The organism is Microbacterium sp. SORGH_AS_0505, assembly GCF_030818715.1.
Taxonomy (GTDB): Bacteria; Actinomycetota; Actinomycetes; order Actinomycetales; family Microbacteriaceae; genus Microbacterium.
In genome coordinates, this window is sequence record NZ_JAUTAT010000001.1 from 1,263,511 (window position 1) to 1,282,425 (window position 18,915).

The following is an 18,915-nucleotide window of genomic DNA, read 5'->3' on the forward strand; positions in this document are numbered from 1 at the left end:
CGTCACTGATGGCGAGCTCCTGTCTCTCGTGTCTCGCCGACGACTGCAGCGCGGCGCGCGCGGTGCCGGACGAGGATCATGTTGGGCGCCAGCTGGCAGACGATGACGGCGACGATGGAGCCGATGAGCGGCCCCGGTGCGCCAAGGCTCGGTGTGAGAGCGATCGTCAAGCCCAGGTTCACGGGCAGGAGCACGAGCGCGCAGACCGCCTGGAAGGCGAGCCCTCTCGGATCGGTGAGCGACATGCCGTACGGCTGCTTGACCGCTTGGATGACGATGAAGATCGCCCCCGCCACGAGGATCGGCCAGCCGAGTTGGATACGCCCACCCGAGGCCAGCTCGGCGAGCCACCCTGAGAGAGCGACGATCAGCATCCCGCCGATGAGAGCGAGCCCTGCGAACATCCCCGCCATCGCGTGCGGTGAGAAGGGTGTGGAGCTCCCCGTGGCGCGAGCCCGTGCGAAGACGGGCCACAGGGACATTCCCGCAGTGGTGAGCACCCCGAGTGCGGGGCCGAACATCTGCATCGTCAAGCTGTATTCGGTCAGGTCGTCGAGCGAGCCGAGGTGGCTGAGCACCAACCGATCGGAGGACATCGCGATGGGGAGGGCGATCATCTGCACGAGCATCGGCCAGGCCACGTTGAGCACGCGCTCGCCGCGCACACGAGGGCTGAAACTCTGACGAATCGCGATGCCGATCGTGGGAGACGTTCGGCGAACGGCGATGACGAAGGCGATGACGCTGATCAGGAAGGTTCCCGCGTACGACGCCACGGCGATGTAGCCGCCGCCGGCGCCGGCGGAGATCGTCAGCCAGAGAACGAGGAGGACGATGGGCGTCTGCAGGGCTCCCAGCAGGACGACCAGGGTGTTCAGGCCCAATGCGATCAGGATGCGCTGTCCGAAGGAGACGAGCAGATTGAGGGCGAGGATGGCGAGGCAGAGGGTTGCCGCGAGGGCCCCCGACTCCACGCTCAACCCGTCGCCGAGCAGAGCGTCCCAGTAGCCGAGAGCGTAGATCGCCACGGCGACCGTCAGGAGTACGAGCGCGCAACACGCCAGGAGGCGGATGCACGAGACGAGGACGCCCCGGAAGTTGAGGTCTGTGCGGGGGTTCCCCGCTGCGGATGCAGCATTCAGGATCGCGGCCGACAGCCCGAGATCTGCGAAGGGCAGGAGGGCCGCGATACCGACCAGCAGTGTGTACTGCGCATAGGTCGCTTCGCCGTAGTTGTCGAGGATGAGTCGAGTGACGACGATGCCCAGGAGCGCGCTCACGGGCATCACCGTCAAGCGCGCGATCGCGCTCCCGCCAACCGAGGCGAGCATCCCTCGTCGGGTCCCCAACCGCCGCGCGACGTCGACGTCGATGTCAGGCGACTCGTCGCTCGCCGCGTCGCCGCGGGCGCGCACGGTTCCGGCGGCACTCATACGTCACCGCCGACGGACGGACGGTGGGTGGCGATGAGACGACTTCTCCCTCGGGGAAGACGAGGTGCGCGGAACAGCCAGGAAACACTCCAGTGACCATTGGCCAGGGTTAGGGGGATGCCGCCGAGGAGCGCGACAGCGCAGCAGACTCCGACGATCCACAGCCCGAGCGCTCCCGCGGTCTGCCGGGCGACGACGCACGCGACGATCATCAGCGGGAAGTGCGTCAGGTAGAAGACCACGGAATTGCGACCGATCCACGCGATCCCGCGCTCCAGCGCGCTCTTCGATGCCCGGCGCCCGAGCGCGTGGGCGGCACGGACGCTGAGCGCGATGAGCGCGAGCACGAAGACGATCGATGCGGGTGCGAACTCGAAGAAGTGCCGTCCGGTCACCGCGGACAGCGTCACCGATGCCGCAGTGAAGCTCGCGGCCACGAAGGCCACGGCGCCGATAGAGGCACGCGGTGCGTTGAGGACGGCGGGGATGAGGGTGCGTGCGTAGTGGCCGGCGAAGAAGAAGACCGCGAAGAAGCAGATCTTCTGGGGGGACGGGTGCGGGATGAGGATCGCGCCGACGGCGAATGCCGGGAGTGCGATCCACCACGGCGCACGGACGACGAGCGGGGCCACCAGGTAGTACGCGAAGAGGTAGAGGATGAACCACAGGTACCCCGCGCCGAACCACGACATCGGCTCGTCGATCGCCTCACCGGCACCCGGGAAGAGCGACAGGTAGACAGCGGCCCACAGGGCGTACGGCCAGAGCAGGTTCTTCACCTTCCCGACGAGGTATACGGGCGCAGGCTTGCGGAGCGAACCCGCCAGGAGCAGGCCGGACAGGAACATCAGGGTCGGCATCCGCCAGGGTAGGAACGTTTCGTTCAGGAGGGACAGCCAGGTCGGCATGTCGAACCCGAATCGCACCGGGATGGACGATGCATGCCAGAGGATGAGCAGGAGGATGGCGGTACCTCGGAGCGGGGCCACCCACTCGACCCGTCCCGGCGTACGTGACGTCCGCGCCGACCCTGCTGCGAGGCGGCCGGTCGCATCAGGACCCGGTGCGATGAGGGCGTTCCGCGCCTTCATCCGGTGCCCCGCACTGTATGCGGGCGCCCGCCGCGCCGAGCCCGGCGGCCCTGAGCATGCATGGAATCTCGCCGGGCGAGACGCCTCGCCAGGTCTTCGTATGCGCTGGTCACGTCCTCCCACCGGAAGGCCGCGGCTGCTCGTTCGCGAGCGTGCAGACCGAGCGCGACGACGCCGACGGGATCGTTCTCGAGCGTGCTGAAGTGTCGGGTCGCCTCGGCGGCATCCACGAAGAAGAGGCCGTGCTCGTCGAGGGTCTCGTGGTTGAAGCCGACGTCGTAGGCGAGCACCGCGGTGCCGGCGCCCATGGCCCGCAGGAGCGACGGGTTCGTCCCCCCGACGGAGTGACCGTGCACGTACGACATCGCGTGGAAGTACAGCGCGTCGAGCAGATCCTGGTCGTACACACCGCCCAGGAAGCGGATGCGGGGGTCGTCACCGGCCGCGGCGTGGATGCGCTGCGTGTACTCGGCGGCGTACGGCGCCGAGCCGACGACGACGAGCGGCGCGCTCGCGGAGCTGGCTCGGTAGCCGGCGACGATCTCGAGCACGTGGTTCTCGGGTTCGAAACGTGCGACGACCAAGTGGTACCCGCCGGGAGTGAGGCCGAGGGCACGGATGCCGTCGGTCGGCGCATCGTCGAGGAGGGGCGCTCCGTAACGGATCAGCTCCGTCGGGACCCCGAACTCGCGGTCGTAGTACTCGCCGATCCCCGGGGCGTCCGCGATGAGGGCGTCGGCCGTCCGGACGCCGAATTCCTCTGCCCAGCGGTAGTAAGCCTTTCCGCGCCGGCCCCACTTCGAGCGCTTCCATTCGAGACCGTCCATGTGGAGGGCGGTCGGGATGCCGCGGGCACGCAGGAGCGGGAGGAACGGCGAGTTCGCAGCGTTGAACACGAAGGCCGCATCCGTGCGCCGGCCGAACACGGCGTGCACGGCCGAGAGCCCGGTGTGACTGAGCGTCTCGAGCTGCTTCACGGGGACGGCGGGAAGGTGGACGACCCTCATGCCGAGGTACTCCGAGGTGCGGGTGCTCTCGCCCCGCGAATAGACCGTGACGTCGTGACCGCGTTCGACGAGGCGGCGACCGACCTCCTCGACCGCCGTCTCGAAGCCGCCATAACAGGCCGGGACGCCCCGGGTGCCGATCATCGCGATGCGGAGCGTCTGCGTGTCGAGCGTCCGGGTCCGGTGCCGACCGCGGTCTGCGTCGGTGTCGAGCGGGCGCGGGATCTCGATGACCATCAGTACGCTCCCTCGGGTGCAACCATGACTTTGGCGGTTCGCCACATCAGGACGAGGTCCGTCATGACCGTCCAGTTCTCGACATAGCGGAGGTCGAGGCGGACGCTCTCCTCCCAGGAGAGGTCGCTCCGTCCGCCGACCTGCCACGGCCCGGTGATGCCGGGCTTGATGTACAGACGGCGGAAGACGGTGCCGTCGTAGGCGGTGACCTCGGCCGGCAGCGGCGGGCGCGGGCCGACGACGCTCATGTCGCCGCGGAGGACGTTCCAGAACTGCGGCACCTCGTCGAGGGAGAACTTCCGGAGGATCTGTCCGACGCGGGTGACCCGGGGGTCCTGCTTCAGTTTGAAGAGCGGGCCGGAACCCTCGTTCTGGGCGAGCAGGGCGCTGAGCTCCGACTCGGCATCCACTCGCATCGTCCGGAACTTCAGCATCGCGAACTCCTGACCGTCGCGGCCGACGCGGGCCTGGCGGAAGAAGACCGGGCCGCCGTCGTTCGTTTTGATGGCGAGAGCGATGACGGCCGCCACCGGCGCGAAGGCGAGGAGTGCGGCGCCCGACACCAGGATGTCCAGCGCTCGCTTGACGTAGAAGGAGGCACCCTCGAAGGTCGGGATTTTCACGTGGATGAGAGGCATCCCCTCGACCGGTCGAAGCGACATCCGTGGCCCTGCGACGTCCGCGAGCCGGCTCGAGATGACGAGCTCGGCGGCGGTGCCCTCCAGCGACCAGGAGAGTCGCTTGACGTAAGTGGGATCGCCGGCGGGCTGGCTTGCGACGACGATGGTGTCGCTCCCGTAGATCTCCGCCGCGCGGAGGACGGCGTCCTCACCGTGCATCACCGGGTAGTCGACACCGTCGACGCTGACGCAGTCACCGGCGCCGGCGCCCTCGAGGAGAGCGACCCCGACGACCAGGTAGCCGAGCTGGCCCGCGGGACCGAGGGTGCGGATGGCGTACTCGACGTCATCCCGCGACCCCACGACGACGGTGCGGGAGGCGAACTTCCCCTCGGCGCGCTGCGCGACGAGCCACCGCCGCCATCCCCAGCGCGACATCAGCAGGGCGAGCGTACCCAGGGGAAGGGCGGTGAACAGCTGCGCCCGGATCCCACCCCACTCGAAGACGACGAACATGATGGCGAGCAGCCCGAACGCGAGTCCGGTCGCGTGGGCGACCCGTGCGTACTCGAGGGCGCCCGAGCCGATGACGCTCGCGGAGCGGGTGTTGAAGAGCATCAGCGCGACGAGCCAGAGCGTGCCGGTCGCGATGGCGATCGCGACCGCGCTGTACGGGGCGGGGGCGAGGGCGCCCGTTGCCGTGACGTGGACCGTCGCGAACGCGCATGCCAGCGCGACGATCGCCGTGTCGCTGGTTCGCAGTCGCACGCGGAAGCGTCGCTCCCACTGCTGACGGCTGACGAGCGCGGCGGATGCCCGCGGCGCCTCGCCCGCCCACCCGCGCACGGTCGTCAGCGGGCTCAGCCCTGGCAGCGACAGGCCGGGCGAGAATCCCTCGACCGCGCTCACCGTGCGTCCCCACACACATCGGACGGTGTCCGCATCATGCCCCCAAGCAATGTGCGATCACTGCATCCGCCCCCAAGGCGGATGCATAGTTCCCCAATGAGCTTCGCGGTCCCCCAAGAACCTCCGCACGACCCCCCGGCCGCGCGATCCACTCGAGGGCAACTGTAGCGTGCGGCGAACGGTCGTGCGAGCGCCCGGCGTTAACTCGATGTAAACCGAGGTGTCACGTCGGCCGAGGCTCCCGGCGGGCCGAGCGTGACCCGCAGCTGGGTCCCGGCCCTAAACGCTCAGGCGCCGAAGGCGCGGAGCAGCGTCGCGACGAGGGGGCCGATGCGGCCGTCGATCCGGAACCGGGCGAAGCCCTCCGACACGGCGCGTCCGGTGCGCGAGGTGACGAACCACGGCGGCTTCGGCAGCACCGAGAACCGGCCGCCCGTCAGGGAGCGCGGGAAGGGGCGGAACGGCCCGCGCACGACGGTGCGCTCGACGCCGTCGAGCAGCAGTGCGTTGTGGACGATCCCGATGCCGCTCGGCGCGTCGTCCGCCGTGCCGCCGGGGAACGCGCCCCACGTGGCGGTCGGTGTGAGGAATCCGAAGGCGGTCCACGCGTTGACCGCGACCGTGCCGTATCGCAGGCGTGCGAGGGATGCCTCGAACCCCTCACCCAGCTCGCGCAGGGTGACCGGGTCGACGAGGACGTTGGCCCCGAGCGTGCCGGTCAGCCGTTCGTTCGCATGGTCGATGGCGGCGTCGACGAATGCCGAATCGGTGCCGGGCAGGTCGATGACCCCGAGCACGGGCGCGAAGTACTCCGTCGACTCGATCTCTCCGCCGCCCGCGGTGATCGCACGCGTCCCTCCCGCGAACCATTCCGCATCGGGATAGGCCTCGCGTACGTGCTCCAACCGAGAGGTAGCGTTCGGGTACCAGACCGGGCGCTTCGGCGTCCGTGCGAAGGCGCGGCGCAGCTCGCGTTCGAAGTCCTCGCGCTGATCCCAATCGCGACTGAGCAGGACGACCTGCCCGGCGATGCAGTTGTGCCCGCTGTTGTGCAGCCGCATCGTGGCGACGTGCTCGGCCTGGAACCTCAGGTCGGCCTTCGACCATCGCCCCGGCACCACGATGATCGGCGACACCCCGCCGAGCTCGGCGGTGATCGGCACGCGCAACCGGTCTTCGCCCGACCCGACGATGGCGCGGAAGGTCGTCTCCGACCCCGTGATGTGCACGTGGTCGACCTCCGGGTGCCTCGTCAGATAGGCGCCGACGTCGCCGCCTCCGCTCGCGACCGCGGTGAACCCGGCCTCGATGAGCGGCGCGAACGCCCTCTCGAACACCGGGACGAGGGCGTCCTGCGTCGGGTTCACCTTCAGCAGTGCGACGCGTCCCTCGGCGAGCAGTTCGTAGAGGACGTCGAGGAACGGGATCGAGGTCACGTTCCCCGCTCCGAGGACGAGCCCCACCCCGGTGCTGCGGAGCGGATGCCTCGAGCCGAGGCCTGCGGCATCCCTCGCCTCGTGTGACGTGATCCCCGGCTGCAACCAGACCTCGGTCGTGTAGCCCGACAGCAGGATGCGATCCGAGAACCGCAGGGGCGACGTGTGGACGACGGTGCGGCCGCCGGGGGCGGTGCCGGTGCGGATGCCGCTGAGCGGGCTGCGACCCCGGGCGAGGGCGTCGAGCGTGTCGGCGTAGGCGTCGAGCGCGACGATCGCCGCGTAGGGGCCGGCCAGCCACTCCTCTCCGGCGAGCGGATGCCGGGCGCTCAGTCCCTTGCTCGCCGCGGCGATCCGCGCCCAGTCGTCGGCGGCATCGGCGACGGCGACACGGACGCGCCGGAGCAGATCACGTCGGTCTGCGGCCGGGAGCGCGGTCCACTCGGCCGCGCCCGCGCGGAGCCGCGTGAGGGCGGCATCGAGTGGGGCTCGGGTCCCGGGCGAGAGCTCGTGCGGCGTGGCCGGTGACGTCGTCGTCATCGTCGCTGCGCGATGGGCTCAGATGAGGGACAGCTCGCGGAGCTTCGCCGCGACGTCGTCGTTGCTGGGCTCCACGTGGTGGCTCGCGTCGGGGTAGACGACGACGGGGATGTTGGTGCGTCCGGAGATCTCACGGGCGACGTCGGCGGCGTCGGGCTCGGCCTCGAGGTCGACGTACCGGTAATCGACTCCGAGGCTGTCGAGCTGCGCCTTCGTGCGGCGGCAGTCGCGGCACCAGTCGGCGCCGAACATCGTGATCTGGGCGGACGTGTCGGTCATCAGTCCAGGGTACGCCTGCCCGCCGGGGCCGGCGCGGCCTCCGTCGTCGCTGCGGGGCGGGCCGCGCGGCGCGGCGCATAGACCACGAGGGCGTGGAAGACGAAGCGCAGCACGAACGCCGCGATGAGGGTGAGCGCGGCCGCGAGGACGGCCGGGATGTGGGCGCCTTCGACGAGGATCGACAGGACCGGGATGCGGATGATCGCTTCGAGCCCGTTGAAGGTGAACGACTTCACGAACCGGGTGAGCATGCGCCCGGATTCGGAGCGCATGTCAGCGAAGACCAGGTACTCCAGCAGCAGGAAGTTCGTGACGATCGTGATGACGCTCGCGATGATCGCGGCGGGAACGTAGTCCATCCCCAACCGGATCAGGCCCCACATGATGACGAGGTTGGCGATGGCGCCGAACCCGCCGACGAGGGCGAACGCCGACATCCGGCCGAAGCGCAGCATCGCGAGCTGCGTCAGGAAGCGCACGCCCTGGGTGAAGGTCGCCTTGGACGTCCCGGCATGACGCGAGGCGAAGTCGAAGGGCACCTCGTCGACCCGCAGCTGGCGTCGGGCGAGGACCTCGAGCAGGATCTTGAAGCCGCGGGGTCGGAGTGCCTCCACGTCGACGGCCTGGGTGTCGACGAGGAAGAAGCCGGTCATCGGGTCGGAGCAGTTGGCCAGCTTGCGCGGGAACATCGCCTTGGTCAGCGCGGTCGACGCGCGCGAGACAGCGGTACGGGTCGCGTCGGCGAGGCCTTTCGAGGTCCCGCCCGACGCGTAGCGCGACGCGATGACGACGTCCACGTCGCCGCGGTCGGCGCGCTCGATCAGTCGCGGGATGTCCTCGGGCGGATGCTGCAGGTCACCGTCCATGACGAGGCACCACCGCGAGCCGGCTGCCTGGAACCCCGCGACGACCGCCCCGCCGAGGCCCGCGACGGGGTCCTCGCGATGGATCAGGCGCACCGGGAAGCCGGCGTGCGGCGCGGCGGCGGCGATGATCTCGGGGGTGTCGTCGGTCGAGTCGTCGACGAAGACGACCTCGAACACGCGTCCCTCGAGGGCGTCGCCGATCCGCCGCAACAGCTCGTCGACGTTCGGACCCTCGTTGAAGGTCGGAACGATGATCGACAGATCCATGGCGGGGCTCGCGATGCTCGGCGGCGGGCACGGGTGACGTCTCAGCCTAGCCGGGCGGGCGCGAGGCGAACTGAGGATGTCCCCGGCGAACGTTCTGGGTCCGCTGACGACGGACGACCGGCGTGCCTTGTCGCCCGGGATGCCGCGGCGATAGCCTGACCGCATCCGGCGAGGGGAGCGCGAGATGAGCACGCAGCAATCGGCACGGACGGTGGTCGGCGGCATCCGCGGGGCACTGCTGATCGGCGGCGTACTGGCCGTCGTGGTCGGCATCCTGATCCTGGTCTGGCCGGGCAAGACCGCGATGGTCGTCGCCGGGATCATCGCGGCATGGGCGGTGATCGCCGGCGTCGTGAACATCGCCCTCGGAGTCCTGTCACGGTCCGCCGGCGCCTGGTCGCGCGTCGGGCACATCGTGCTCGGACTGATCTTCCTCATCGCGGGCATCGTCGCCTTCTCGAACCTCGGACTCGCCGCGGGGACGCTGGCGACGTTCGTGGGGGCACTCGTCGGCATCCTGTGGATCGTCGAAGGGGTCGTCTCGCTGACGACCCTCGGCGGCACGCGGTCGCGCGGGTGGACCATCGCCTTCGCGGTGCTGAGCATCGTCGCCGGCGTCCTCATCCTGTTCGCGCCGGTCTGGGGTGCGCTGGTCCTCTGGGTGTGGCTGGGGATCTCCCTCATCCTCCTGGGAGCGATCCAGATCGTCCGCGCGACCCGACTGCGCACCGGCTGACCGGGCGGCTGGGCGCTCAGCCCACGGAGTCGCGCCACGAGTGCTGCGGCCGATAGCCGAGCACGCGCTGCGCCTTCGCGGTCGAGAACAGCGAGCCGTTCACTCCGAGGTCGCCGCGGAGCTCGACTCCGGGGAACACCTCCGCGACCAGCTCGTCGTTCGGGCGGCTCATGACGGTGTCCGCCGCCGCGATGAGGAAGTGGTCGAAGCCGGGGCCGGCGACCTCGAGCGCGCGTTCGATGGCCTGCGATCCGTCGCGGGCGTCGATGTAGCTCCACAGGTTCCACTTGCGCTGGCGCGCGTCGGCGTCGAAAGAGGGGAACTCCGCGTAGTCCTCGGGCCACATGACGTTCGAGAAACGGAGGGCGGTGATGGATGCCTCGGGGTGCCACCGCGTCAGCTCGATCGCCATCTGCTCCTCGAGGTGCTTCACGAGGGAGTAGACCGATTCGGGACGCGCCGGGTAGTCCTCGTCGACCGGGATGTAGGGCGGCGGTGTCTCGAACGGCAGTCCCTGCACCGTCTCGCTCGACGCGTAGACGATCTTCGTGATCCCGAGGCGGAGCGCGGCCCAGAACACGTTGAAGGTGGTCGTGATGTTGTTGTGGAAGGTCGCGACGTCGGGGCGGATGCCGGGGGCGGGGATCGCGGCGAGGTGGACGAGGGCGTCGATACCGTCGTGCTGATCGCCGACTCCCGTGAGCGCGTCGACGACCTGTCCGTGGTCGGTGAGGTCGATCTGCACGAAGCCCGGACCGCGGGTGCCGTGCTGGTCGAAGCCGATCACTTCGTGTCCTGCGGCGGTGAGTTCGCGGACGACGACGGACCCGAGTTTTCCGGACGAACCGGTGACGGCGATGCGCATCCCGTCAGCATGGCACGCGTGCCAGGCAGCGAGGGCCGTCACCACCCGTGGGTGTTGAGCCATTCCCGACGACGGGATGCCTCGGCATCCGTCTCGTCCTCGTCCGAGGTCGCGTGCTCGGCGAGCAGGCCGCCCTCGAGTGGGACGAAGCGATGGCAGGCGGGGCACAGGGCACGGCCGTGCGGCCACCCGTCCGCGAGCGTGGCGGCGGAAGAGCCCGGCTCGCCGGACCCGGGGCAGCGGGACGGGTCGGCCGCGGCATCCGTCCACATGATCGTGCGGTGGCGGTGCAGACCGGGGTGGTCGAGGGGGCGCGTGCAGCGGCGACCGGCGCTGCGACTGCGGCAGAAGCGGACGACGTCGCTCATCAGTTGATGATCTCGCCGCCGGACTCCTCGATCGCGGCGATGCGGCGCTTCCAGTCCGCGAGCGCCTCGGGGGGCAGGCGCGGCCACCCGATCTCCTCGGCGACGACGCGGAGCGGGTCGGCGCTGCGGTACGAGCGGGTGGGGTTGCCGGGAAACTTCTTGTCGGTCACATTCGGGTCGTCCTCGAACGGACCGGTCGGCTCGACGCGGTACACGCGCGGCTCGCCGTCGCCGGCGGCGAGCTCGGCCGCGAGCCCAGCGGGGTCGCGGAGCGCCGTGAAGTAGATGTGGTTCATCACGATCGACGGCCGGTAGTTCGAGTTGCGTCCCGCGGTCAGCAGATCGCCGATCTGCAGATCGGCCTTCGTGCCGTGGAAGAAGGGTCCGGTCTCGTCCGCTGCGCTCACCGCGCCAGGCTAACGCGCAGACTCAGGCGTCGGAACGGGGCATCGGCGCGAGGCGCGTGAGCTGCGTGACGTGCCGCGGCTCGAGCTCGGCGATCGAGGCGACGCCGAGCAGCTTCATCGTGCGCTCGATCTCGCTGCGGAGGATCTCGATCGTCTTGTCGACGCCCGCCCGCCCGCCGGCCATGAGTCCGTAGAGGTAGGCGCGGCCGATGAGGGTGAACTTCGCGCCGAGCGCCATCGCGGCGACGATGTCGGCGCCGTTCATGATGCCGGTGTCGACCATGATCGTCGCGTCCTTGCCGACCTCGCGCACCACGGTGGGCAGCAGGTGGAAGGGGATCGGAGCGCGGTCGAGCTGGCGTCCGCCGTGGTTGGACAGGATGATGCCGTCGACGCCGTGGTCGATGAGGCGCTTCGAGTCCTCGACGTTCTGCACGCCCTTGATGACGATCTTGCCGGGCCAGATCCCGCGGATGACCTTCAGATCTTCGTAGCTGATCGTCGGGTCCATCGCGGCGTTCAGCAGGTCGCCGACGGTGCCGCCGGTGGCCGAGAGCGACGCGAACTCGAGCTTCGGGGTGGTGAGGAAGTCGATCCACCACCAGGGGCGGGGGATCGCGTTGACGATCGTGCCGAGGGTCAGCTGCGGCGGGATCGAGAACCCGTTGCGCTTGTCGCGCAGACGCGCACCGGCGACGGGGGTGTCGACGGTGAACTGCAGGGTGTCGAACCCGGCCTCCGCGGCGCGCTTCGCGAGCGCGTACGAGATCTCACGCTCGCGCATGACGTACAGCTGGAACCAGTTGCGCCCGTGCGGGTTCGCCGCCTTCACGCCCTCGATCGACGTCGTGCCGAGGGTCGAGAGGGTGAAGGGGATGCCGGCGGCCCCCGCCGCTCCGGCGCCCGCGACCTCGCCTTCGGTCTGCATGAGCCGGGTGAAGCCGGTCGGTGCGATGCCGAAGGGGAGCGCCGACGGGCCGCCGAGGATCTCGACCGAGGTGTCGACGTCGGCAGCGGGTCGGAGCACGTCGGGGTGGAATTCGACGTCCTCGAAGGCCTGACGGGCGCGCGCGAGCGAGGTCTCGCCTTCCGCAGCGCCGTCGGTGTAGTCGAACGCGGCCTTCGGGGTGCGGCGCTTCGCGATCTTCCGCAGGTCGGAGATCGTGTACGCGGCATCCAGCCGACGCTTCGTGCCGTTCAGCTCGGGCTTCTTGAACTGCATGAGCTCGAGCAGCTCGACCGGCTTCGGGAATTGACGCTGCACCATGGCAACCATCCTCCTCTGGAGTGATCCGACGCGGGCCGGGATTAACGCAGGAACGCGGCGGCGACGCCGGAGTCGACGGGGATGTGGAGTCCCGTCGTGCGCGAGAGTTCGGGGCCGGTCAGCACGTAGACCGCGTCGGCGACGTTCTCGGGGACGACTTCGCGCTTGAGGATCGTGCGGTTCGCGTAGAACTGGCCGAGGTCCTTCTCCTCGACGCCGTAGGTGGCAGCGCGGTTCGCGCCCCAGCCCGCGGCGAAGATGCCCGACCCGCGGACGACGCCGTCGGGGTTGATGCCGTTGACGCGCACGCCGTGCTCGCCGAGCTCGACGGCCAGCAGGCGCACCTGGTGGGCCTGGTCGGCCTTCGTCGCGGAGTACGCGATGTTGTTCGGGCCGGCGAAGACGGAGTTCTTCGACGAGATGTAGATGACGTCGCCGCCCATCTTCTGCTCGATGAGCGCCTTCGCCGCAGCCTTCGCGACGAGGAACGAGCCCTTCGCCATGACGTCGTGCTGCAGGTCCCAGTCCTTCTCGGTGGTCTCCAGCAGCGGCTTCGACAGTGACAGGCCCGCGTTATTCACGACCAGGTCGATGCCGCCGAACGCGAGGACGGTCGCATCGATCGCCGCCTGCACCCCCTCGGCATCCGCCACGTTCGCGGCGACGCCGATCGCGACGTCCGTGCCGCCGAGCTCTGCCGCGGCGGCCTGCGCCCTCCCGAGGTCGAGGTCGGCGACGACGACGCACGCGCCCTCAGCGGCGAGCCGCGTGGCGATGGCCTTGCCGATGCCGGATGCCGCCCCCGTGACGAACGCGATGCGCCCCTGATGGGTCTTGGGCTTCGGCATCCGCTGCAGCTTCGCCTCTTCGAGGGCCCAGTACTCGATGCGGAACTTCTCGGCGTCCGAGATCGGAGAGTAGGTCGAGAGGGCCTCGGCGCCGCGCATGACGTTGATCGCGTTGACGTAGAACTCGCCGGCGACACGTGCAGTCTGCTTGTTGGCGCCGTAGCTGAACATGCCGACGCCCGGGACGAGGACGATGAGCGGGTCGGCGCCGCGGATCGCGGGGGAGTCGGCCGTCGCGTGCGCGTCGTAGTACGCCTGGTAGTCGGCGCGATAGGCCTCGTGCAGGTCGCGGAGGCGAGCGATCGAGTCCTCGACGGACGCGGATGCCGGCAGGTCGAGGATGAGCGGCTTGACCTTCGTGCGCAGGAAGTGGTCGGGGCAGCTCGTGCCGAGCTCCGCGAGCGCCGGAGCCTTCTCGGCGGCGAGGAAGTCGAGGACGACGTCGCTGTCGGTGTAGTGGCCGACCATCGGCTTGTCGGTCGAGGCGAGGCCGCGGATCGTGGGCGCGAGGGCTGCGGCCTTCGCGCGGCGCTCAGCCTCGGGCAGTGCGTCGAAGCCCGCGCGGATTTCGCCGAAGGGCCGGGCCGCACCGTGCTGGTCGATGTAGGCCTGGGCGGTCTCGACGATCCAGAGGCTGTTGCGCTCGGACTCCTCGGAGGTGTCGCCCCACGCGGTGATGCCGTGTCCGCCGAGGATGCAGCCGATCGCGTCGGGGTTCTCCGCCTTGATCGCCGCGATGTCGAGTCCGAGCTGGAAGCCGGGGCGCCGCCACGGGACCCAGGCCACCTTCTCGCCGAAGATCTCGGCGGTCAGCTTCTCGCCGTCGGCGGCGGTCGCGATGGCGATGCCGGCGTCGGGGTGCAGGTGGTCGACGTGGGCGGCATCCACCAGCCCGTGCATGGCGGTGTCGATCGAGGGAGCAGCGCCGCCCTTGCCGTGCAGGCAGTAATCGAAGGCCGCGACCATCTCGTCCTCGCGTTCGACGCCCGGGTAGACGTCGACAAGCGCGCGCATGCGGTCGAGGCGGAGGACGGCGAGGCCCTCGGGCTTCAGCGTGCCGAGGTCGCCGCCGGATCCCTTGACCCAGAGGAGCTCCACGGGCTCACCGGTGACGGGGTCGGTGTCGGTGCCCTTCGCGGACGTGTTGCCGCCCGCGTAGTTGGTGACCATCGGGTCGGATCCGAGGCGGTTGCTGCGCGCGATGAGTTCGGCGGCGGCCGTGGTGGTGGGGGACATCGACTCTCCTGCGAGGCTCAGACATGAAAGATCTTGTGAAACCTTTCACAATCTAACAGGCTCAGCGGATCTCGACCAGCCCCCGGAAGGCCGAGAGCCGTTCGTCGGCGGGGTCGAGCTCGGTGACGAGCAGGTCGACGTTCGTCCAGGCGAGCGCGCGCGCAACGGCGAGGCGTTCGAGCTTCGAGGAGTCCGCGAGGACGACGGTCTCGTCGGCGTTGGTCGAGAGGACGCGCTTGACCTCGGCTTCTTCGAGGGTCGTCTCGCTCGTGCCGAATGACGGATCGAGGGCGGCAGCGCTCGTGAAGAAGCGGTCGTAGTGGAAGCGGCTCGCACTCTCGCACGCCTGCGCACCGACGAAGCTGCCGGTGCGGGGTTCGAGGCGTCCGCCGAGGAGGATCGCGTCGACGGCGGGTCGCCCCTGTGCTGCGCGGAGGTTGTCGTACGAGTTCGTGACGACGAGCAGTTCGTCGCTGTCGTCGAGGGTGGAGATGAGCGCACCGACCGTGGACGAGGCATCCATCGCCGCGGCACCGCCGTGGGGGAGCAGGTCGTGCGCTTTCCGTGCGATCTCGGCCTTGGCGCCGCCGCGCGCGGCGATCCGGGCGGTGAAGTCCTGCGGCACGATGGCGGCGACCGCCCCGCCGCGGACCCGCCGCGCGAGCCCCTCGCGGACAAGATCGTCGAGGTCGCGGCGGACGGTCATCGCCGAGACGCCGAGCGCCTCGGCGGCCGGCTCGAGTCGGACGCTGCCGGACTCGGCGAGCATCTCGAGGAGGAGCGACCGCCGTTCGGCGCTGAGCAACTGCGGCATGCGATCAGGGTAACCGGGTGCCGCGGCGACCTTAGGCTCGTTTCGTGAGCGAGCGTCCGGCGGTCATGTGCCCCACCTGCGGCGATCCGCTGCGCTTCGAGATCCTCGACGACGAGCGGTTCACAGTCGCGTGGTCATGCCTCAATTGCGGCCTCGTGCGAGTGACCGAGCCGCGCTGATCAGCTCCGGCGCTCGGCGATGATCGCTGCGACAGCTCGGGCGCCGCGCTCGGCGCGGCGGTGGACGGCGACGACGTCGAAGCCCGCGGACTCGAGGACCCGCTGCAGGTCGCGCGTGTTCCAGCGGTAGGCACGCACGACGGCGTGGTCGAACGCCTCCGTCTCGTCCGCGTCGAAGCAGCCCAGCAGCAGCGACCCGCCGGGACGCAGCACGCGCGCGAACTCGGTGAGCGGAACCGCGATCGCCTCGGGCTCGTGGTGGATCGTCGAGAACCAGGCGAGGATGCCTCCGATCGCGGCATCCGGCTCGTCGATCGCCTCGATGCTCTCGACGTCGAACCGGACGCCCGGGTGCGTCGCGCGGGCGTGGTCGATGAACTCCGGCACGAGGTCGATCCCGCGGATCTCGGCGCCCCGCTCCGCGAGGTGCTGCGTCCAGTGGCCCGGGCCGCAGCCCGCGTCGATGAGGCGACCGGATGCCGCGGCTCCCCACGCCTCGATGAGGTGGCGATCCGCGTGGTGCATCGCGCCCACGGACCCGAGCACGCCGACGTACTCCGCGGCCCGGTGTGCGTAGGCGGCGGTCGTGCGGGTCATCCTACGAGGCTATCGACCGCGTCTGACCTGTGTCAGGATGCGGCGGTATGAGCACCGGCCCGGACTGGACGATCCGCACCCCCGGCTCCGAGCCCGACCGGCTGACCGCGCACCAGCAGGCACTCCTGGGTCAGGTGGAGGCGGAACTGCCCGCGCGTCGCGGAGAGACGTACGACCTCTCGGAGCTCGAGGCTCGCGTCACACCGATCGTCCGGGAACTCGTCCGGTCCGGACTCACGGCCGAGCAGATCGCCGACAACAGCCGGCTCCGCCCGGCGTTCGTCGCGCGGATCACCGGCAGGGGCGCGTGAGACGATCCCGGAGTGAAGATCACCCAGGTCCGTAACGCCACTCTGTTGCTGGACGTCGGCGGCATCCGCGTCCTCGTCGATCCCATGCTGGGGGCGAAGGGCTCGCAGCCCGGCTTCGCCAGTGCACGGCGCAACCCGCTGGTCGATCTCGTGGTTCCGCTCGCGGACCTGCTGGACCCGGACATCGTGGTGGTGACGCACACCCATTCCGACCATTGGGATGCCGCGGCCGCCGCGCTCCTGCCGCGTGAGGTTCCCGTGCTCGTCCAGCACGCCGAGGACGCCGCGGTGATCGGCGGGGCCGGCTTCACGCAGGTGATCGTCCTCGAGGAGCCGACGACGCTGGCCGGCGTGACCTTCACGCGCACGGGCGGGCAGCACGGCTCCGACGCGACGCTCGCTGCGGCACCGCGACTCGGTGAGGTCATGGGTGTGGTCATCGCGCATTCCGCGGAGCCGACGCTGTACGTCGCCGGCGACACCGTCTACCACCCGGCTGTCGAGGCGGCGCTCGCCGCGCACCGGCCGGACGTCGTCGTCCTCAACACGGGAGAAGCCATCCTCCCCGGCCTCGATCCGATTCTCATGGGGGCCGAGGACGTCGTGCGCGTGCACGGTCTCGCGCCCGATGCCCGCGTCGTCGCCGTCCACATGGAGGCGCTCGACCACTGCACCGTGACCCGCGCCGACGTGCGTGCGGTCGCGGAAGCGCAGGGGATCACCGCGGCCGTCCACGTCCCCGAGGACGGGCAGACGCTGACGTTCTGACGACCCGGCCGGCGCTCGGGTTCCGGCCGCGCCTGCGGGTCACGCCCGCCACGCTGAGCGGCGCGGGATACGTTCGATCACGACGGAATGTTCCGGCCTGATCCCGGCGATGCCCGACCGTCCCTCCCGACGACGCTTCGGCTTCTCCCGTTGCCACGGATCCGTGGCCAGTTCGCTCAGTACTCGCGCGCCTTTCGTGCGGTCTTTCCTCGCTCGAAGGAGCACCACCATGCCCTCGCTGACCCCGCCCCGCGCAGCCACGCAGCCCACGACCGAGAAGGCGGGACGTGACAGGAAGCTCCGATGGACGGCCCTCGTCCTGGCGCTGATCGTCGCGATCATCGTGATCTCGCCGATCATCTGCACCCTCGCCGTCGCCGTCGCGATCACCGCGGGAGTCTCACTCGGCAAGAAGACCCCGACGTTCCTGCGCTTCACGACGCCGGCCACCGCCACGCGCGCTCTGATCATCTCCGTCGTCGTCGCGTTGCTGTCGGCCGGTATGGCGAACCTTGTCCTGCCGCGGGCGGACACGACGGTGGATGAGGCGCCCGTCGCGTTCGCGCCGACATCCCCGGCTGCTGACGACACGGTCGCGGTCGGCGAGGATCAGCAGGCATCGCCGACGCCGACCGAGACCGTCACATCCGAGACCGCCGAGGCGGGCACCGCGCTCGCCGCTCTCGCGACCCTCGAGGTGAAGGGGCGCGCGCCGAAGACGGGCTACGACCGCGATGAGTTCGGACAGCGCTGGAAGGACATCGACCGCAACGGCTGCGGGCAGCGCGACGACGTCCTCGCCCGCGACCTCGTCGGCGTGCAGAAGGACGGTCGATGCGTCGTGACCTCCGGCATCCTCGACGATCCGTTCACGGGCGAGCGCATCGCGTTCGAGCGTGGCGAGGACAAGTCGTCGCTCGTACAGATCGACCACGTCGTGCCGTTGTCGGATGCCTGGCAGAAGGGTGCGCAGCAGCTCACTGCGCACCAGCGCGAGACCCTTGGCAACGATCCGCTCAACCTTCTCGCCGTCGACGGCGCCGCGAACGCGCAGAAAAGCGACAGCGACGCCGCGACCTGGCTGCCGAAGAACACGGAGTTCCGGTGCGCCTATGTCGCTCGCCAGGTGTCGGTGAAGGTCGCGTACGAGCTCTGGGTGACCCAGGCGGAACGCGATGCCATCGAGCGGATCCTGACGGAATGCCCGGCCGAGCCGCTGCTGACGTCGGAGTACGCCGCCGACGCCATGGCGATCGCGGCGGACCCCGCGTCGAAGCCCAGCCCGAGCGTCGCGCCGGCGCCGAAGCCCCAGCCGACGCAGGAGTCGAAGCCCGCACCGGCTCCTGCTCCCGCGAAGCCTGCGCCGCCCGCGGACGTGTACTTCAAGAACTGCACCGCCGCCCGCGAGGCGGGAGCAGCTCCCGTGCACGTCGGCGACCCCGGCTACGCGAAGCACCTCGACCGGGACGGCGACGGTGTCGGCTGCGAGTAGCGCCGGTCGACAGGCGAGTCGGTGGCGACCACACTGGTCGCATGGATCCCCTGACGAGCGCCGTGCTCTTCGCCACTGTGTTCGCCGCCGGCTCGTACGTCCTCTACTGGGTCATCCGCAAGGCCGTCGCGCACGGCATCCAGGAGGCGCGTCAGTCCGCGGAGAGCCAGCGGGTCGACGCGCGCTGAGCGGCCGGGGGCTCGGCACCCGGGAAAGGCGAAACCCCCGCGAATAGAAGCTTCGCGAGGGTTCCTAGAACCGTTGTAACGACGGTTCGTGTGGCTCCGACGGGCGTCGATCCCGTGACCTCACGATTCCCGGCCCGCGACCGGCCCGGAGTAG

Annotated in this window: 20 protein-coding genes; 6 read left to right on the plus strand and 14 right to left on the minus strand. The window is 70.0% G+C overall.

Features of this window, described 5'->3' with window-relative positions:
- Positions 1–2: 2 nt before the first annotated feature.
- The 7 genes from QE428_RS06215 to QE428_RS06245 all read right to left on the minus strand — a co-directional run bounded on the left by QE428_RS06215 (position 3) and on the right by QE428_RS06245 (position 8,685).
- A complete protein-coding gene (locus tag QE428_RS06215) occupies positions 3–1,433 on the minus strand; it encodes a lipopolysaccharide biosynthesis protein (protein ID WP_307467050.1) in 1,431 nt (476 codons plus the stop codon).
- Positions 1,430–2,524, minus strand: coding sequence for an acyltransferase (locus tag QE428_RS06220; RefSeq protein WP_307467053.1), 1,095 nt, complete (start codon positions 2,522–2,524; stop codon positions 1,430–1,432). The genes QE428_RS06215 and QE428_RS06220 overlap by 4 nt, the downstream gene beginning before the upstream one ends.
- Entirely contained in the window at positions 2,521–3,768 is a 1,248-nt protein-coding gene (locus QE428_RS06225) for a DUF1972 domain-containing protein (protein ID WP_307467058.1), read from the minus strand. The genes QE428_RS06220 and QE428_RS06225 overlap by 4 nt, the downstream gene beginning before the upstream one ends.
- Positions 3,768–5,297 (minus strand): sugar transferase, encoded by a 1,530-nt coding sequence (locus QE428_RS06230; protein WP_307467060.1) that lies wholly within the window; start codon positions 5,295–5,297, stop codon positions 3,768–3,770. Before QE428_RS06230 ends, QE428_RS06225 begins: the two co-directional genes overlap by 1 nt.
- 287 nt (positions 5,298–5,584) lie before the next feature.
- Complete coding sequence (locus QE428_RS06235; RefSeq protein WP_307467063.1) at positions 5,585–7,273, minus strand: aldehyde dehydrogenase family protein; 1,689 nt, start codon at positions 7,271–7,273, stop codon at positions 5,585–5,587.
- An 18-nt stretch (positions 7,274–7,291) separates the two neighbouring features.
- Positions 7,292–7,552, minus strand: a complete 261-nt coding sequence (locus QE428_RS06240) for a glutaredoxin domain-containing protein (protein ID WP_091358667.1) — start codon at positions 7,550–7,552, stop codon at positions 7,292–7,294.
- Positions 7,552–8,685, minus strand: a complete 1,134-nt coding sequence (locus QE428_RS06245; protein ID WP_307467067.1) for a glycosyltransferase family 2 protein — start codon at positions 8,683–8,685, stop codon at positions 7,552–7,554. Before QE428_RS06245 ends, QE428_RS06240 begins: the two co-directional genes overlap by 1 nt.
- A gap of 184 nt (positions 8,686–8,869) precedes the next feature.
- On the opposite strand from QE428_RS06245, the gene QE428_RS06250 reads away from it, so the two are divergent.
- The gene (locus QE428_RS06250) at positions 8,870–9,421 is read left to right on the plus strand and encodes an HdeD family acid-resistance protein (RefSeq protein ID WP_307467071.1); all 552 of its coding nucleotides are present in this window, start codon (positions 8,870–8,872) and stop codon (positions 9,419–9,421) included.
- Between the two features lie 16 nt (positions 9,422–9,437).
- On the opposite strand, the gene QE428_RS06255 is transcribed toward QE428_RS06250, so the two are convergent.
- From QE428_RS06255 to QE428_RS06280, 6 genes are all read right to left on the minus strand, one after another.
- Positions 9,438–10,286 (minus strand): NAD(P)-dependent oxidoreductase, encoded by an 849-nt coding sequence (locus tag QE428_RS06255; RefSeq protein WP_307470669.1) that lies wholly within the window; start codon positions 10,284–10,286, stop codon positions 9,438–9,440.
- A gap of 38 nt (positions 10,287–10,324) precedes the next feature.
- Entirely contained in the window at positions 10,325–10,654 is a 330-nt protein-coding gene (locus QE428_RS06260) for a hypothetical protein (protein ID WP_133398792.1), read from the minus strand.
- Positions 10,654–11,061: an NAD(+)--rifampin ADP-ribosyltransferase gene (gene arr / locus QE428_RS06265; protein ID WP_307467074.1), complete on the minus strand. Its 408-nt coding sequence runs from the start codon at positions 11,059–11,061 to the stop codon at positions 10,654–10,656. Before arr ends, QE428_RS06260 begins: the two co-directional genes overlap by 1 nt.
- A gap of 22 nt (positions 11,062–11,083) precedes the next feature.
- Positions 11,084–12,328: an alpha-hydroxy acid oxidase gene (locus QE428_RS06270; RefSeq protein ID WP_307467077.1), complete on the minus strand. Its 1,245-nt coding sequence runs from the start codon at positions 12,326–12,328 to the stop codon at positions 11,084–11,086.
- A 41-nt stretch (positions 12,329–12,369) separates the two neighbouring features.
- Positions 12,370–14,412, minus strand: coding sequence for a bifunctional aldolase/short-chain dehydrogenase (locus QE428_RS06275; protein WP_307467080.1), 2,043 nt, complete (start codon positions 14,410–14,412; stop codon positions 12,370–12,372).
- A 61-nt stretch (positions 14,413–14,473) separates the two neighbouring features.
- Positions 14,474–15,226: a DeoR/GlpR family DNA-binding transcription regulator gene (locus QE428_RS06280; RefSeq protein ID WP_307467083.1), complete on the minus strand. Its 753-nt coding sequence runs from the start codon at positions 15,224–15,226 to the stop codon at positions 14,474–14,476.
- A gap of 44 nt (positions 15,227–15,270) precedes the next feature.
- Here QE428_RS06280 and QE428_RS06285 point away from each other — a divergent pair, with 44 nt between their 5' ends.
- Positions 15,271–15,405 carry a hypothetical protein gene (locus tag QE428_RS06285; RefSeq protein ID WP_262981985.1) on the plus strand — a complete coding sequence of 45 codons (135 nt, stop codon included), beginning with the start codon at positions 15,271–15,273 and terminating at the stop codon, positions 15,403–15,405.
- Here QE428_RS06285 and QE428_RS06290 read toward each other — a convergent pair whose 3' ends face one another.
- Entirely contained in the window at positions 15,406–16,002 is a 597-nt protein-coding gene (locus tag QE428_RS06290; RefSeq protein WP_307467086.1) for a class I SAM-dependent methyltransferase, read from the minus strand.
- A gap of 47 nt (positions 16,003–16,049) precedes the next feature.
- Here QE428_RS06290 and QE428_RS06295 point away from each other — a divergent pair, with 47 nt between their 5' ends.
- The 4 genes from QE428_RS06295 to QE428_RS06310 all read left to right on the plus strand — a co-directional run bounded on the left by QE428_RS06295 (position 16,050) and on the right by QE428_RS06310 (position 18,761).
- Positions 16,050–16,313: a hypothetical protein gene (locus QE428_RS06295; protein ID WP_307467089.1), complete on the plus strand. Its 264-nt coding sequence runs from the start codon at positions 16,050–16,052 to the stop codon at positions 16,311–16,313.
- A 12-nt stretch (positions 16,314–16,325) separates the two neighbouring features.
- On the plus strand, positions 16,326–17,081 hold the full coding sequence (locus QE428_RS06300) for an MBL fold metallo-hydrolase (protein ID WP_307467092.1): 756 nt from the start codon (positions 16,326–16,328) through the stop codon (positions 17,079–17,081).
- A gap of 229 nt (positions 17,082–17,310) precedes the next feature.
- Positions 17,311–18,573, plus strand: a complete 1,263-nt coding sequence (locus tag QE428_RS06305; protein ID WP_307467095.1) for a DUF1524 domain-containing protein — start codon at positions 17,311–17,313, stop codon at positions 18,571–18,573.
- Positions 18,574–18,614: 41 nt separating this feature from the next.
- On the plus strand, positions 18,615–18,761 hold the full coding sequence (locus QE428_RS06310) for a hypothetical protein (RefSeq protein ID WP_307467097.1): 147 nt from the start codon (positions 18,615–18,617) through the stop codon (positions 18,759–18,761).
- Positions 18,762–18,915: the final 154 nt, after the last annotated feature.

What these genes read in the sequence shown, in the direction of transcription:
- QE428_RS06215 (WP_307467050.1), bottom strand. Translation starts at nt 1,433, where the DNA reads ATGAGTGCCGCCGGAACCGTGCGCGCCCGCGGCGACGCGGCGAGCGAC.
- QE428_RS06220 (WP_307467053.1), bottom strand. Translation starts at nt 2,524, where the DNA reads ATGAAGGCGCGGAACGCCCTCATCGCACCGGGTCCTGATGCGACCGGC.
- QE428_RS06225 (WP_307467058.1), bottom strand. Translation starts at nt 3,768, where the DNA reads ATGGTCATCGAGATCCCGCGCCCGCTCGACACCGACGCAGACCGCGGT.
- QE428_RS06235 (WP_307467063.1), bottom strand. Translation starts at nt 7,273, where the DNA reads ATGACGACGACGTCACCGGCCACGCCGCACGAGCTCTCGCCCGGGACC.
- QE428_RS06240 (WP_091358667.1), bottom strand. Translation starts at nt 7,552, where the DNA reads ATGACCGACACGTCCGCCCAGATCACGATGTTCGGCGCCGACTGGTGC.
- QE428_RS06245 (WP_307467067.1), bottom strand. Translation starts at nt 8,685, where the DNA reads ATGGATCTGTCGATCATCGTTCCGACCTTCAACGAGGGTCCGAACGTC.
- QE428_RS06250 (WP_307467071.1), top strand. Translation starts at nt 8,870, where the DNA reads ATGAGCACGCAGCAATCGGCACGGACGGTGGTCGGCGGCATCCGCGGG.
- QE428_RS06255 (WP_307470669.1), bottom strand. Translation starts at nt 10,286, where the DNA reads ATGCGCATCGCCGTCACCGGTTCGTCCGGAAAACTCGGGTCCGTCGTC.
- QE428_RS06260 (WP_133398792.1), bottom strand. Translation starts at nt 10,654, where the DNA reads ATGAGCGACGTCGTCCGCTTCTGCCGCAGTCGCAGCGCCGGTCGCCGC.
- QE428_RS06270 (WP_307467077.1), bottom strand. Translation starts at nt 12,328, where the DNA reads ATGGTGCAGCGTCAATTCCCGAAGCCGGTCGAGCTGCTCGAGCTCATG.
- QE428_RS06275 (WP_307467080.1), bottom strand. Translation starts at nt 14,412, where the DNA reads ATGTCCCCCACCACCACGGCCGCCGCCGAACTCATCGCGCGCAGCAAC.
- QE428_RS06280 (WP_307467083.1), bottom strand. Translation starts at nt 15,226, where the DNA reads ATGCCGCAGTTGCTCAGCGCCGAACGGCGGTCGCTCCTCCTCGAGATG.
- QE428_RS06290 (WP_307467086.1), bottom strand. Translation starts at nt 16,002, where the DNA reads ATGACCCGCACGACCGCCGCCTACGCACACCGGGCCGCGGAGTACGTC.
- QE428_RS06295 (WP_307467089.1), top strand. Translation starts at nt 16,050, where the DNA reads ATGAGCACCGGCCCGGACTGGACGATCCGCACCCCCGGCTCCGAGCCC.
- QE428_RS06305 (WP_307467095.1), top strand. Translation starts at nt 17,311, where the DNA reads ATGCCCTCGCTGACCCCGCCCCGCGCAGCCACGCAGCCCACGACCGAG.
- QE428_RS06310 (WP_307467097.1), top strand. Translation starts at nt 18,615, where the DNA reads ATGGATCCCCTGACGAGCGCCGTGCTCTTCGCCACTGTGTTCGCCGCC.